At 59.5% G+C, this 13469-nt stretch carries 14 protein-coding genes; 7 read left to right on the forward strand and 7 right to left on the reverse strand.

Annotation, left to right across the window (positions count from 1 at the left end; all coding sequences use genetic code 11):
* Positions 1 to 8: 8 nt before the first annotated feature.
* The gene (locus GNG29_RS09770) at positions 9 to 491 is read left to right on the forward strand and encodes a heme-binding protein (RefSeq protein ID WP_156654372.1); all 483 of its coding nucleotides are present in this window, start codon (positions 9 to 11) and stop codon (positions 489 to 491) included.
* Between the two features lie 118 nt (positions 492 to 609).
* Here GNG29_RS09770 and GNG29_RS09775 read toward each other — a convergent pair whose 3' ends face one another.
* Positions 610 to 750, reverse strand: coding sequence for a hypothetical protein (locus tag GNG29_RS09775; RefSeq protein WP_032617828.1), 141 nt, complete (start codon positions 748 to 750; stop codon positions 610 to 612).
* 128 nt (positions 751 to 878) lie between these two features.
* Between GNG29_RS09775 and GNG29_RS09780 the strand changes: the two genes are divergently transcribed.
* Positions 879 to 1670: an MBL fold metallo-hydrolase gene (locus GNG29_RS09780; RefSeq protein WP_156654373.1), complete on the forward strand. Its 792-nt coding sequence runs from the start codon at positions 879 to 881 to the stop codon at positions 1668 to 1670.
* Positions 1671 to 1741: 71 nt separating this feature from the next.
* Positions 1742 to 2377 carry a carbonic anhydrase gene (locus tag GNG29_RS09785; protein WP_103179339.1) on the forward strand — a complete coding sequence of 212 codons (636 nt, stop codon included), beginning with the start codon at positions 1742 to 1744 and terminating at the stop codon, positions 2375 to 2377.
* Positions 2378 to 2417: 40 nt separating this feature from the next.
* Here the strand turns inward: GNG29_RS09785 and GNG29_RS09790 are convergent, their stop codons facing one another.
* The 6 genes from GNG29_RS09790 to GNG29_RS09815 all read right to left on the reverse strand — a co-directional run bounded on the left by GNG29_RS09790 (position 2418) and on the right by GNG29_RS09815 (position 8507).
* Positions 2418 to 3584: a cupin gene (locus tag GNG29_RS09790; RefSeq protein WP_156654374.1), complete on the reverse strand. Its 1167-nt coding sequence runs from the start codon at positions 3582 to 3584 to the stop codon at positions 2418 to 2420.
* Between the two features lie 11 nt (positions 3585 to 3595).
* A complete protein-coding gene (locus GNG29_RS09795) occupies positions 3596 to 4384 on the reverse strand; it encodes an HpcH/HpaI aldolase/citrate lyase family protein (protein ID WP_156654375.1) in 789 nt (262 codons plus the stop codon).
* Positions 4377 to 5093, reverse strand: a complete 717-nt coding sequence (locus tag GNG29_RS09800) for an alpha/beta fold hydrolase (protein ID WP_231736613.1) — start codon at positions 5091 to 5093, stop codon at positions 4377 to 4379. Before GNG29_RS09800 ends, GNG29_RS09795 begins: the two co-directional genes overlap by 8 nt.
* 11 nt (positions 5094 to 5104) lie before the next feature.
* Positions 5105 to 5869: an SDR family NAD(P)-dependent oxidoreductase gene (locus GNG29_RS09805; protein ID WP_156654377.1), complete on the reverse strand. Its 765-nt coding sequence runs from the start codon at positions 5867 to 5869 to the stop codon at positions 5105 to 5107.
* 3 nt (positions 5870 to 5872) lie between these two features.
* The gene (hisD, locus tag GNG29_RS09810; protein WP_197431839.1) at positions 5873 to 7195 is read right to left on the reverse strand and encodes a histidinol dehydrogenase; all 1323 of its coding nucleotides are present in this window, start codon (positions 7193 to 7195) and stop codon (positions 5873 to 5875) included.
* A 73-nt stretch (positions 7196 to 7268) separates the two neighbouring features.
* Positions 7269 to 8507 (reverse strand): MFS transporter, encoded by a 1239-nt coding sequence (locus GNG29_RS09815; protein WP_103179344.1) that lies wholly within the window; start codon positions 8505 to 8507, stop codon positions 7269 to 7271.
* Positions 8508 to 8837: 330 nt separating this feature from the next.
* Here GNG29_RS09815 and GNG29_RS09820 point away from each other — a divergent pair, with 330 nt between their 5' ends.
* The 4 genes from GNG29_RS09820 (at position 8838) to hisD (GNG29_RS09835) (ending at position 13456) form a co-directional block, all read left to right on the forward strand.
* Entirely contained in the window at positions 8838 to 9908 is a 1071-nt protein-coding gene (locus GNG29_RS09820; RefSeq protein WP_103179345.1) for a LacI family DNA-binding transcriptional regulator, read from the forward strand.
* Entirely contained in the window at positions 9905 to 10876 is a 972-nt protein-coding gene (locus GNG29_RS09825) for a nuclear transport factor 2 family protein (RefSeq protein ID WP_156654378.1), read from the forward strand. The genes GNG29_RS09820 and GNG29_RS09825 overlap by 4 nt, the downstream gene beginning before the upstream one ends.
* 130 nt (positions 10877 to 11006) lie before the next feature.
* The gene (locus GNG29_RS09830; RefSeq protein ID WP_103823897.1) at positions 11007 to 12146 is read left to right on the forward strand and encodes an ester cyclase; all 1140 of its coding nucleotides are present in this window, start codon (positions 11007 to 11009) and stop codon (positions 12144 to 12146) included.
* The gene (hisD, locus tag GNG29_RS09835) at positions 12146 to 13456 is read left to right on the forward strand and encodes a histidinol dehydrogenase (RefSeq protein WP_156654379.1); all 1311 of its coding nucleotides are present in this window, start codon (positions 12146 to 12148) and stop codon (positions 13454 to 13456) included. The genes GNG29_RS09830 and hisD (GNG29_RS09835) overlap by 1 nt, the downstream gene beginning before the upstream one ends.
* Positions 13457 to 13469: the final 13 nt, after the last annotated feature.

The following is a 13469-nucleotide window of genomic DNA, read 5'->3' on the forward strand; positions in this document are numbered from 1 at the left end:
GATGTGCGATGAAAAAGTTAATGATGGCGGCAGCGTGTGTAGCAGGGATGGTCAGCGTATCGGCGCATGCACAGTCTGTGGCGCAAAAAAATCTCTCCCTGGCCCAGGCGAATGCGTTAGCCAGCGCGGCGATCCAGGCCTGCACAGTAAAAAATTATCAGGTCAGCGTCACGGTGGTGGATCGCGCCGGGGTGGTAAAAGCGGTGCAGCGCACGGATAACGCCGGTCCGCACACCCTGAAAGCCAGCGAAATGAAAGCCTTTACCGCCCTCAGCACCAAAAACGCGTCGGGGAAGGTGATGGAGTCTGCCCAGAGCAACGCGGGCGCGCAGAACCTGCGCGATATCCCTGGCCTTCTGCTGCTGGCGGGGGGAGTACCGGTCAGGGAAGGGGATGAGGTGATTGGCGCCATCGGCATTGGCGGCGCGCCGGGTGGTCATCTGGATGAAGCCTGCGCGCAGCAAGCCATTGATGGCCTGAAGAAGTCGTAAAAACGCCCGGCGGCGCTGCGCTTAAGCGGCTCTGAGGGAAGGGTGTTGTAGGCCGGGTAAGCGTAGCGCCACCCGGCATAAAACTAAAAGCCCCGACGCGAGTCCGGGGCTTTTTACATCAGATCTTGCAGGCGTCGCCGCAATCATCATCCGCTACGATCGCCTGGGCTTTTTTATCCGCATCTTCAAGGCGTTCAGCGTTACGTTCTTCGGCTTCGTCCAGCCCGTCAAACACCAGATTGTTGAGATCAATTTCCATCGTTTACCTGCTTTGTTCGGTTTTTGTTCCAGGTCGTATTATAGAGCAAAACAGAGGGAGGAGGCACCCCAGCGCACATAAGGATAATCCTTGCCATACTGATGACTCACCCGGACTCAGGAGGCGTTGTGATCGTCTTATGTAAAACTTGCGGCACGTCTTATGACGCCGACCACGAACCGCAGCACTGTGCCATTTGCGAAGATGAGCGCCAGTATGTACCCGCGACCGGCCAGGAGTGGCTTGATTTTTCCGCCCTGACCAACACGCACACCAACAAGTGGCAACAGCTTGAACCCGACTTATTGAGCATCAAAACCGTGCCCGCGTTTGCCATCAACCAGCGCGCGATCCTGCTGAGAACCGCGCAGGGTAATGTGCTGTGGGACTGCATCGCCAATCTCGATCCCGCCACCCGGGCGCTGGTGAACGCGCTGGGCGGTATCGACGCCATCGCCATCTCGCACCCGCACTACTACACCACCATGCAGGATTGGGCAGCGGCCTTTAACGCCCCGGTATACCTTCACGCCAGGGATCGGCAGTGGGTGATGAGGGACAGCCCGGCGCTGCGCTTCTGGGAGGGGGATTCGCTGGAGATCGTCCCTGACGTGACGCTGCACCGACTGGGCGGCCATTTTGCCGGCGGGACGGTGCTGCACTGGCACCGCGACGGCGGTATTCTGCTGGCCGGGGATATTCTGCAGGTCACGCCGGGCAAAGATGGGGTGTCGTTTATGTGGAGCTACCCGAACATGCTGCCGCTCCCGGCAGGCGTCGTGGCTGAGATCGCCGCCAGGCTGGAAAAGGTTTCCTTCGAACGCCTCTACGGCGCCTTTGAAGGCCAGAACATTTCCGCGAACGCGCGGGAGATTGTCATGCGGTCGGTCCAGAAATATATTGCTTGTCTGAAGTCGTGACCGGTGGGTAAACTCAAAAAACCGTGATCTCGATCATGCCTGTAACAATCACAAAAAAATGAGACATTGCTATGCAACATATCATTGAAGGTTTTCTCAGCTTTCAAAAAGAAATTTTTCCGCAACGTAAAGACCTTTTCCGCAGTCTGGCGTCCAGCCAGAATCCCAAAGCGCTGTTCATCTCCTGTTCTGACAGCCGCCTGGTGCCGGAGTTAGTAACCCAGCAGGAGCCGGGACAGCTCTTTGTCATTCGTAATGCTGGCAACATCGTGCCGCCTTTCGGGCCGGAGCCGGGCGGTGTTTCCGCCACCATCGAATATGCGGTGGTCGCCCTGGGCGTGACCGACATCGTGATCTGCGGCCACTCAAACTGTGGCGCGATGAAGGCGATTGCCGACAACGCCAACCTCGAGCCGATGCCTGCCGTCTCTCACTGGCTGCGCTACTCCGATGCGGCAAAAGCGGTGGTGGAAAAGAAAACCTGGGAGACCCCGACCGACAAGGTCAACGCCATGGTGCAGGAGAACGTCTTCGCCCAGCTGAGCAATATCAAAACCCATCCGTCTGTGGCGGTTGGCCTGCGTAACAACGCCATTCGCCTGCACGGCTGGGTGTACGATATCGAAAGCGGCGAAATTCGCGCCCTGGATAAAGAGACGAAAACCTTCGTTTCGCTGTCCGAAAATCCTGGCGTTTACTTCGAGTAACACGCCGCATTCAGGGCGGGCGATCCCGCCCTGATTCTGTTTACGGTAGCGCCTCAAGTTTCAGACCCGCGCGCTTCGCCGTTTCCGGCAGCAGATCCGCCGCCGTGACATACCCGTCCGGATCGAGACAGCGGTTTGCCGCTCTCGCCTGTTGCAGGATCTCTTCATCCCAGTAGACGCGCTTACGCTGATCGCCCTCGGTAGTCAGAATGCACTCCATGTCGCCCTCCAACGCGCGATAACGCCGCCAGCTGTTGGCCGGAACCGAAATGACCGAACGCTCAGGGGCGACAATGCTCACCTCTTCGCCCTCTTTATTCCAGGTCACCTCCAGCGTCCCTTTAAAGACCATGATCACCTGTACGTCCGGGCAGAGGTGGCGACCCACCACATGCTCCGCGGCCAGGCGCAGCCACTCAACGGAAAAACCGTGCGGGTTAACAATAGCTGGCGCGGCGTGTTTATCCTGGCTGATACCAAAGCCGATCGCCGGGGCGATCTCGCCGCCGTGGCCGGGCAGGACCGAATCGAGTAACCCCGCCGCCGACCAGCGCCGATCGTTACCGGTCACCGCCCGCTCGCGCATCTCCTCCACGGAGTAGTGGCGCAGGGCGGCGATCTCTTCTGCAGGCAATGGCGCCAGCAGTCCTGCCGGTTCCGGAAGGGTATCGCCCGCATTCACGTCGATAAGCATGTTGTCTTTGCTCAGATAGAGGCCATACTCGCTGGCCGCGTTCAGAATCGACGGATGCCAGATAATTCCCCCCGTGTTATTTCCCCCAAGCACCGTGTAGACCATGCCGCAGGTCTCTTCTTTACTGACATTGGTAAAGCCGCGGAAGATCCAGGTGGGAATGGAAAGAATGGCCGGGGCGCTGAACTCGGCTTCATTTTCGCCGTTGGCTCCCCAGCGAAAACGCCACGTGCCCTCGTGAATCAAGAACACTTCGGCGGTGAAATGCAGATGCAGGTTATTGGTCACCCCTTTTGGCATCGCCGCGGCGCCGATATTAAAGCCGTGCGGCTCCGGGATATTGACCACCTGAGCGGAGGACTGGGTCACGCCCGGGCCAATAAACGAATAGTTCTGTTTCAGGTGAGAGCCGGGGAGCTTGCAGTCGATAAACGCAAGATTGCAGGACACCATATCTTCAGGGGCAACCAGACGGCTGCGGGCCAGTTCGGGGCTAATGTGACGTGCTTTCATCTTTTCTCCTGTTAATAACCTGATGCGCCGGTAGTGGGGAGTGCATTGCCCCGCGCCAGGGCGATGGCTTCGCGTGAGGCGCGGCCAAGTTGCATGACATCGTTCGCCGGGGTGACAAACTGGAAACCTTCGCTAATGCGCCGGGCGGCAGCCTCACCCGAGGTGCAAAAGATCCCGGCGATTTTATTCCACTGACGACACCGGCTGACGACCCGCTCGATGGCGGCCAGCATCTCAGGGTGACGGGATTCGGCGCTGGCGCTGCCGGTCAGGGTCAACGACAGATCGTTCGGGCCGATGAAGACCCCATCCAGTCCGTCGGTGGCAAGGATGGCATCCAGGTTCGCCAGCCCGTCACGGGTTTCGATCATCGCCAGGGTCAATATTTCGTCGTTGGCGTGCTGCGGATAATCCGCGCCACCGTAGAGCAGCCCCCGGGCAGGGCCAAAGGAGCGGTTGCCCAGCGGCGGATAGCGGCAGGCGGCCACAAAACGGCGAGCCTCTTCGGCCGTGGAGATCATCGGGCAGATAATGCCGTAGGCACCCGCATCCAGCATGCGCATGATCTGCGCCGGATCGTTATCCTGCACCCGCACCAGCGGCACCGCAGGGGTAGCGGAGAGGGCCTGCAGCATGGCGAGCGCGCTGGCGAAGTCAATCATGCCGTGCTGAAGATCGACGGTGACCGCATCGAAACCCTGATGGCCGGCGATCTCCGCGCTGTAGCCCGACGGGATGGCCAGCCAGCCGTTAATCATGGCGCTGCCGTCGGGCATTGCATTGAGTCTGTTTTTACGCATCTAAACACTCCTGGATCCAGTGACGTAGCGGGTGAGCAACCTCATCCGGCGCTTCCAGCAGGGTGAAATGTCCGGCTGAGGCGAGGGTGACAAGCGTCGCCTGAGGCGCACTCTCAATAACCCGCTGGTGGTGAGACGGCGTGCAGATGGGATCGTGCAGGCCGTTGATAACAACGATGGGGCAGGCGAGGGCCGGGAGCGCCCCGCGATTATCCCGCCGGGTAATGGCGATTTCAGTCTGCGTCGCCAGGGTGTCGGGACCGCACTCCCCGGCCATCTGGCAAATCAGATCGTGCAGGGCGGCATCCTGCGTGCGCGTCGGGGCAACGTATTTCGGCCACAGGCTGGCGGAGAGCCAACTCATTACACCCTGCTGTCGCGCCACGCGCACCGCCTCGCGTCGGGGAGCGGCATTTTCTGGCGCATCGGCAAGGGGATTGACCGACAGCAGCGCCAGCCCGGCGATACGCTGTGGCGCGTCGGCGACCATCTGTAGGGCCACAATCGCCCCCAGTGAAAAGCCAGCCAGCAGGAAGCGCGGCGGCAGTTCGCGCAGCAGGTTTCGCGAGGCGTCTGCCGCCGACGTCGCGTCGGTCAGCGTAATGCAGAGCACGTCAGAGAGGTTGAGCCTGTCAAGCACCGGCTGCCAGAGACGCGCGTTACAGAGCGTGCCGCTAATCAGCACCAGCGGCAGGGCGTGATTATCCACAATCTTACTCCTCAGGTTGCGGTCCAGCCGCCGTCGACCATCAGCGCGCTGCCGGTGATCATCGCTGCGGCGCCGGAGGCCAGGAACACCACCGGACCCATCACATCTTCGATGGTACCGGTGCGTCCGAGCTTGATATTCTCCAGCACGTAGTGGCGAAAGGCCGGGTCGGCCAGCGACGATGCGGTCAGCGCCGTCTCAATAAAGGTCGGGCAGAGGGTATTAACCCGGATCCCCGCCTCGCCAAGCTCCAGCGCCATGGCTTTGGTTAACCCTTCCAGCGCAAATTTCGACGCGCAGTAGACGCTGCGCTTAGGGCCGCCGACATGCCCCATCTGGGAGGAGATGTGGATGATCGAGCCTGCTATTCGCTCCTCACGCATCCGGGCGGCGATCCGCTGGCTGACAAAAAAGGTCGCCCGCAGGTTGATCGCCATCACCGCATCAAAGTTCGCCTCGCTGACCGTCAGAAACGGTTCGTGGCGAGCCAGCCCGGCGCTGTTGACCAGAATGTCGAAGGCGGGCAGGGCTTTGGTGACGGCCTCCACCTGGGCGACATCGGTGATATCCAGCACCACCGGACGCAGCAGCAGCCCGCGTTCGGCGGCGAGGGTGGCAGCCGCATCCAGCGCCTGGCGATCCCTGGCGGCAATCCACACCTCTGCGCCACTCTGCGCCAGGGCGACAGCGCAGGCGAATCCCAGCCCGCGGGAGCCGCCCGTCACCAGGGCTCGCTTTCCCTGCAGGCCGAAGGAGGGCATCTCAGGAAACGCCATGACTTACACCTTCTCTCTGATCGGCGCCGGGGTGGCGTAAGGCACCTCCACCTGGCCGTAGCGGCGGACGCGGATATTGGCCTGCTCAGCATGTCCGGCGAAGCCTTCCAGCAGCGAGAGGCGCGAGCAGTAGCTGCCGATCTCGGTGGTGGCTTCATCGCTGAGGACTTTCTGCCAGGTGCAGGTTTTCATGAATTTCCCCACCCACAGGCCGCCGGTGTAACGCGCCGCTTTTTGCGTGGGCAGCGTGTGGTTGGTGCCGATCACCTTATCGCCATAGGCAACGTTGGTGCGCGGGCCGAGGAACAGAGCGCCGAAGTTAGTCATGTTGGCCAGGAACCAGTCGTCCCGGGCGGTCATGACCTGAACATGCTCAGAGGCGATGCGGTCGGCTTCCGCGAGCATCTCTTCGTAGCTGTCGCAGACGATGATCTCCCCATAATCGCGCCACGCCTGGCGGGCGATATCAGCGGTGGGCAGTTTTTCCAGCAGGCGATCGATCTCGCGCAGCGTCTCTTTGGCAAGGGCCATCGAGTTGGTCAGCAGAATGGCTGGCGTGGTCACACCATGCTCGGCCTGTCCCAGCAGATCGGTAGCACACATTTCGGCGTCAACGGTGTCGTCGGCAATGACCAGCGTCTCCGTTGGACCGGCAAAGAGGTCAATCCCGACCCGGCCAAAGAGCTGGCGTTTGGCCTCCGCCACAAAAGCGTTACCAGGCCCGACCAGCATATCGACCGGCGAGAGCGAATCGGTGCCCAGCGCCATCGCGCCGATGGCCTGAATTCCCCCCAGCGCATAAATTTCCGTGGCGCCGGCCATTTTTTGCGCCGCGACGATTGCGGGAGCCGGTTCGCCGCCGAACGGCGGCGCGCAGCTCACGATGCGGGAACAGCCCGCCACGTTGGCGGTGATAATCGACATATGCGCTGAGGCCAGCAGGGGATATTTCCCGCCCGGGACATAACACCCCACCGCATTGATGGGAATGTTTTTATGCCCGAGAATCACCCCCGGACGGGTTTCAATTTCCAGATCCCGCAGACATTCTTTTTGAGCGCGGGCGAAATTAAAGACCTGCTCCTGCGCAAATTCGATATCGTGAATATCCTGGCGGCTTAATTTATTGATACAGGCATTAATTTCCGCGTCGCTCAGGCGATAATCCTGACGGTCATAGCGATCAAACTTAATGGATAATTCGCGGATGGCTTTATTACCGCGTTTTTCAATATCCGCCAGGATTAGCTCTACCGTTTCCCTTATTTGACGCTGCGCATCCTGACGTTCCTGAACCGGTTTACTGGTTTTAAGCATATAAGCCACAATCTCTTCCTCGCATAATTAAGATGACAACTATCCTCCCGGCGGGCCGGGATAAATGTTTGGGTGATAAATATTACTGGTCGCGCGCGGGCGCGAGTGGGGCGTTAAGGGATAATTCCGCAGACGGCGGCGTTTTACGGCTATTCACCCAGCGCACGGAGAGCGGGGTGGCAATGGCCGCGATAACCGACAGGGCAGCAATAAAGAGATAGCCGGACGACAGATTAATGTGCTGCATCATCACGCCCATGATCACCGGCCCGGCAAACATGCCGCAGGAGTAGATGGTCTGGAACAGACCCATGCGCGTGGACTGCTCATCGGAGGTGGTGTTAACCACGCTCAGGGACATAAAGGCCGCGAACGCCATCCCGAAGGAGAAGCCCGCCAGCGCCTGTAACAGATAGATGACATACATATTGCTGGTGAAGGGGATGCCTAAGGTCGACACCACCTGCAGGACAATGCCCAGCACCGCCGTCTTCATCAGCCCAAGGCGCTGATAAAAGAGGCTGCTGCACAGGGCGATGGCGAGGGCGTAGAAGATCAGATGGATGTTACTCAGCAGGGTTAAGATCCCGGCACGCCCGCCTAACTGCTCGGCATAGATCGGCGTCAGCGTATCGCGGGTAGCAAAAGGCACCAGGATGACGAGGGTCGCCAGAATACCAATCAGCCACACCGAACGATCGGCCAACTGCAGGCGGGCACCGGCGATACAGGCTTTCAGCGTCGGGGCTTTGACCGGATCGTGTACATCCTGGATGCGGGTGGTGAGAAGCAGCGCCACCAGCGCCGAGACGCAGGAGACGAAAAATGCGATGTTGTTCTCAAAATAGTGAATCAACAGGCCCCCGATGCAGTTGCCGAGAAACACCCCCAGCGGTCCCGCCAGCGCCAGAAAGGCCACCGCAGCAGGGGCATCTTTGCGGTCAAAATAGCGAATAAAGAGAATGTTGTAGAGCACCCAGGTGGCAGCGGTGACCCCGTCAGCCGCCTTCGCCAGATAGAGGGTGAGGGCGTTAGGCTCCAGCCACGCCAGCGGCCAGGCGATAATCGGCAGGACCAGCGCCCCCTGGATAAAGATTTTTCGACTCTTCACCACATCGGAAACAATACCCAGTGGAAAGCGGATCAGCAGCGTGGCGAGGCCGCTGGCCCCCATGATGATCCCCATCACCTGCGGCTCCATCCCCTGGTTGATCATCATCGGGGCCAGGAACGCATCAATGCTGTGAATACAGATAAAAAACAACACGCTGATGATAAAAAAGAGCCGGGCTTCGGGGCGGCGTAACAGTGCTCGAAACATGGTTGTGAACCTCTTAAAACGTAATGGGTTAAAACCAGTCAAGTACAACGTTTACCGGCTCAATCCCTTTGGATACTGACCAGGCTGCCCGGTACAATTGACGGTGTGAATATTGCTCTGCATACGTATTCAAAAATTGAAGTTACGAAAAGGTTTCAAATTTGTAAAGGTCGTTTATCACAATTGTGAAAAAAATAATTTAGGCTGTTGCATACGCATGCAAACATGGTGTAAGTATAAAAAGTACCCGCTTCCTGCGGCGCGGTGACAGGGAATAGCCCTGCCACAAGCGCCGATGAGGGGAGTCACAGGGATAAGGAACTCACGGTAATGAAACGTAAGACTTTTACAGCGGTGACCTCTCAACAGGTGGCGCAGCTGGCGGGAGTATCACAATCGGCGGTGTCCCGCACCTTCACGCCGGGGGCGAGCATCTCACCGGCAACGCGTGAGAAGGTGCTCAAGGCGGCGCGTGAGCTGGGCTATCGGCCTAACGCCATCGCCCGCTCGCTTAACACGGCCCGCTCACGGATCATCGGCGTGGTGATCTCCTATTTTGATAACCAGTTTTATCCCCAGGTGCTTGAGGCGCTGGCGCAAAAGCTGGACACCCTTAACTATCACCTGCTGCTGTTTGTCGGCGATCGCGACGGGAATGTTGACCGGATTTTCGACCAGATCATGCAGTATCGGGTAGACGGCATTGTGCTGGCTTCGGTCACCCTGTCGCTTGACCTCTCCCAGGAGTGCCTTGCCGCCGGGATCCCGGTGGTGCTGTTTAACCGCAGCGAAGAGAGCGGAATGGCGTCGAGCGTCAACAGCAATAACGAGGCGGCATCCCGCCAGATTGCCGAATTTTTACTGGCGGCAGGACATAAACGCTTTGCCTACGTAGGAGGGGTGGCGGACTCGTCCGTCAACATCGCCCGTCAGCGCGGGTATTTGCAGGCTTTGCAGGAGCAGGGCATTGAGGATGTCCGGGTGGTGAACGGCAATTACGATGCCCAGGAGACGGCCCGAGCGGCCTATGCGCTCTTCTCCGCATCCCCCGCGCCGGACGCCATTTTTGTCGCCAATGACCATATGGCGGTGATCGTCATGGATGTGGCGCGCTACGAGTTTGGCCTGCGCATCCCGGAAGATGTCTCCATTGTGGGATATGACGACATCGGCCCCTCCGGCTGGGCTTCCTATGCATTAACCTCCGCGTCACAGCCCGTCGAGGCGATGGTCAGCGCCACGGTGGAGCTACTGATGAAGCAGATCGACAGCGGTACGATCGAGCCTGAACAAATTACCGTGCCGGGAAAACTGGTGGTACGCCACTCCGCACGCCGACCGCATGCGGGGGCTATCGACGCCGAGGGTTATTACATGTTCCAGACGCAGGAGGACAAATGAGCAGATTGCCGGGCTTCAGCCCTCAGTTCGATTCCATCCAACAGTTTATTCTCACCCTGACGCATGTGGTCTGGGAACAAAAGGATATCGGCCAGCTTGCCGACTTCTACGCTACGCCGGTGGTCTTTATCACCCCGGAAAAACAGCTGACCGATCTGCCGCAGTTTATGCGCCTGACCCTGGAGGCGATGCACAGCTTTCCCCAGCGCACCGTGCTGACCGAGGACATTCTGGCGACACAGAATCCCGGTAATGAGTACTACGCCGCCCAGCGTACCATCGCCTGCATTCGCCATATGGGCGAAGGCTTCTTCGGCGCACCCAGCGGCAAAACCCTCTGGGTGCGCACCTGGGCCGACCGTATCTGTGCCGACGGCGCGGTGCGCCAGGAGTGGCTTTTGCAGGACAGAGCGGCGATTGTCGCTCAGCTCGGACTTAACGTGCAGGAATTTGCGCGCAATCTGGCGGGCATGCAGGAGCAGCTGGGTATTCCCCGGGCAACCGCCGAAACGCTGGACGCCCGCTGGGCGGGTGGCCCGGAGGGGGATGATGTCGAAGGGCCGATTGCCGGGGTAGTGGAGCGCTATCTCACCATGTGGGCGGGCGGCAACAGCGGCACCGTGCCGGGTCTGTATCATCCTGCCGCCACGCTCTATGCGCCGGGCCACTGCAGCGGCACGGGAGAGCAGGAGATTGCCGCGCTACTGTCGGGATACCGCGCCTCCTTTGCCGACAGTGAAGTGCAGCTGCACCACCTTATCGTGCGCCGGGACCCTGGCGAGCCGGTGCGCATTTCGCTGCGCTGGTCGCTCCTCACCTGGCACGACGGGTATGGCAAGTTTGGCGTGCCGACCCGTAAGCCGGTATCGATCACCGGTATCAGTCAGCTTGAATTACGCGATGGTTTAATTATTCGCGAATATCTTGGTATTGATGAATTAGCTATCTGGTCGCAAATCGTGAATTAACCGGAGGACCACCTCCGCTATATTTCTTACCTGAACGATTTTAAATCCGCCGCAATAAATATTGCGGCTCCATTCTCCATCCATTCCGGGTGCGGGATCGTATTGTCTGAAAACAGAAGCAGGGGTTTATATGTCTTCAACTGAAGCAACAAATAAAGCACCAGCCGTACCTGAAAAAAATAATAAGCTCACCCGTGATGAACCAGTGTTACAGGTTGAGCGTCGCGACTTTATTGATTTAGTGCCGGAGAAACGTCCGCGGGCGCAATCATTACGTGGGTTCGATGAGTGTTATACCGATATTGTCGATTATATTGTCCGCTGCACCCATAAAATATGGGATGAACGCGACGTGGGGTTAATTTACACCCACTATACGCACAACTGCGTCTTATATAACGCGCTGGGTACTCTCTATACCCGCGAGCAGGTAGTGCAGGATACGCTGCAACGCCTGGTGGCTTTTCCGGAGCGCCGCGGCATGGCGACCCAGGTGATCTGGAACGGTAACGATGTGGACGGTTTTTACACCTCGCACCTGGTGACCGGCAGCGGGCGGCATACCCAGTTCAGCCACCTCGGCAAACCGACTAACCGAACGTTCGTCACCCGCACCGTGGCCGACTGCATGATCCACGAGAACAAGATCTATCGCGAGTGGGTGGTGAGCGACAACATGTCGCTGATGAAGCAGCTGGGACTGAACACCGATGAAATCGCCTTCAACATGGCGAAAGAGCAGTTCGACAAGGGCTTTCGCGTTACCGATATCGGTGAAAACGGCCGCATGCTGGGGCAGTATCCGCCGGAGATGGTCTGCGATGTCTCCATCGCCCATACCGACACCGAAGAGCAGTGCCTGCGCTGGATGCACGAAATCTATAACCGCCGGATGCTCGGCAAGATCAAAGAGGTCTACGCGCCGAACGTTCAGTGGCACGGCCCGCTGATGAAAGAGCTGTACGGCACGGCATCGGTGACGCACCAGACTCTGGCCCTGATCGGCATGATCCCTGACGGCGCCTGGCTGCCGCAGCACATCTGCTCCAACCCGTGCGACGAAGGCGGCACGAAAGTAGCGATACGCTGGATCATCGAGGGCCACCACCTGGGCTACGGCGAGCTGGGTAAACCGACCGGTAAACGTCTGTTCGTGATGGGGATGTCTCACTACCACATTATCAACGGCAAAATTGTCGACGAGTGGGTGCTTTACGATCACCTGGCGCTGCTGGCACAAATCAAACTGGGTCAAATGGAGGAAGCATAATGTCTGTACAGTCAATTGTTGACCAGGTGAGCTGGATCAAACGTCCCCAGGGGCAGGATGCGCAGGCCGACAAATCGTTAACCGACACGGTCGGTGGCATTATTGCGCGGGTAAAGGACGAGGGCGACGCGGCCCTGAGAGATTTCTCGCGGCAGTTTGATAAGGTGGTGCCCGCGCAGTTTGAAGTCACGGCCGGGGAGATTGAGACCGCGCTGCGCGAGATGGACCCGCAGACCCGCCGCGACAGCGAGTTTGCCATCGCCCAGGTCAGGCGCTTTGCCGAGGCCCAGCTTGCCACCATGCAGCCGCTGGAGGTGGAAACCCTGCCTGGCGTGCATCTGGGGCACCGCATTATTCCGGTTCAGACGGTGGGGTGTTATGTGCCGGGGGGCCGCTATCCGATCCTCTCCGCGCCGGTGATGTCCATCGTGCCCGCCACGGTTGCCGGGTGCGAGCAGATTATCGCCTGTCTGCCGCCCGCGGCGCACCCGTCGATGATTGCGGTCTGTCACCTGGCCGGGGCGCACCGGATCTTTAAAATTGGCGGTGCTCAGGCGGTGGCGGCCATGGCCTGGGGAACGGAGAGCGTACCGGCGGTGGATAAAATTGTCGGACCGGGCAACGCCTTTGTGAACGAGGCCAAGCGCCAGGTGTTTGGCAAAGTGGGGATTGACGCTCTGGCGGGGCCGAGCGAGATCTTCACCGTTGCCGACGACAGCGCCGATGCGCGCATTATTGCCGCCGATCTGCTGGCGCAGGCCGAGCATGATGTTCACACCCGCGTCGGGCTGGCGACCACCAGCCGGGCGATCGCCGAGGGGGTGCTGTCAGAAATTGAGCGCCAGCTGATGACGCTGCCTACCGCCGCGACTGCGGGCGAAGCCTGGCGTCGTCAGGGTGAAATCGTGGTCTGCGACAGCGAAGAGCAGCTGATCGCCTTTGCGGATCATATGGCGACCGAGCATCTGCAGGTCCATACCCGCGACCCGCACGGCACGGCGGCGAAAATCCGCAATTACGGCTCGCTGTTTATCGGCCAGAACGCCAGCGTGGTCTTCTCGGACAAATGTTGCGGCACCAACCACACCCTGCCAACCATGGCGGCGGCACGTTACACCGGCGGGCTGTGGGTGGGGGCTTACGTTAAAATCTGTACCCATCAGTGGATCGACGAGCAGGGCATCGCGGCGATTGCGGAACCGGCCATTCGCCAGAGCCGTACCGAGGGGATGCAGGGGCACCGTCGCGCCGCGGAGATCCGCCTGCATCCGGAAGCGCTGGATGCCATCACCTCCGGGCTGCGGGACTGATTGCAACGGGAGG

This window comes from Leclercia sp. Colony189 (assembly GCF_009740165.1).
In the GTDB taxonomy this organism is placed as follows: Bacteria; Pseudomonadota; Gammaproteobacteria; order Enterobacterales; family Enterobacteriaceae; genus Enterobacter.

Excerpts from the sequence above, each read along its gene's own strand:
- GNG29_RS09770 (WP_156654372.1), top strand. The coding sequence starts at position 9 with ATGAAAAAGTTAATGATGGCGGCAGCGTGTGTAGCAGGGATGGTCAGC.
- GNG29_RS09775 (WP_032617828.1), bottom strand. The coding sequence starts at position 750 with ATGGAAATTGATCTCAACAATCTGGTGTTTGACGGGCTGGACGAAGCC.
- GNG29_RS09785 (WP_103179339.1), top strand. The coding sequence starts at position 1,742 with ATGCAACATATCATTGAAGGTTTTCTCAGCTTTCAAAAAGAAATTTTT.
- GNG29_RS09790 (WP_156654374.1), bottom strand. The coding sequence starts at position 3,584 with ATGAAAGCACGTCACATTAGCCCCGAACTGGCCCGCAGCCGTCTGGTT.
- GNG29_RS09795 (WP_156654375.1), bottom strand. The coding sequence starts at position 4,384 with ATGCGTAAAAACAGACTCAATGCAATGCCCGACGGCAGCGCCATGATT.
- GNG29_RS09805 (WP_156654377.1), bottom strand. The coding sequence starts at position 5,869 with ATGGCGTTTCCTGAGATGCCCTCCTTCGGCCTGCAGGGAAAGCGAGCC.
- GNG29_RS09815 (WP_103179344.1), bottom strand. The coding sequence starts at position 8,507 with ATGTTTCGAGCACTGTTACGCCGCCCCGAAGCCCGGCTCTTTTTTATC.
- GNG29_RS09820 (WP_103179345.1), top strand. The coding sequence starts at position 8,838 with ATGAAACGTAAGACTTTTACAGCGGTGACCTCTCAACAGGTGGCGCAG.
- GNG29_RS09825 (WP_156654378.1), top strand. The coding sequence starts at position 9,905 with ATGAGCAGATTGCCGGGCTTCAGCCCTCAGTTCGATTCCATCCAACAG.
- GNG29_RS09830 (WP_103823897.1), top strand. The coding sequence starts at position 11,007 with ATGTCTTCAACTGAAGCAACAAATAAAGCACCAGCCGTACCTGAAAAA.
- hisD (WP_156654379.1), top strand. The coding sequence starts at position 12,146 with ATGTCTGTACAGTCAATTGTTGACCAGGTGAGCTGGATCAAACGTCCC.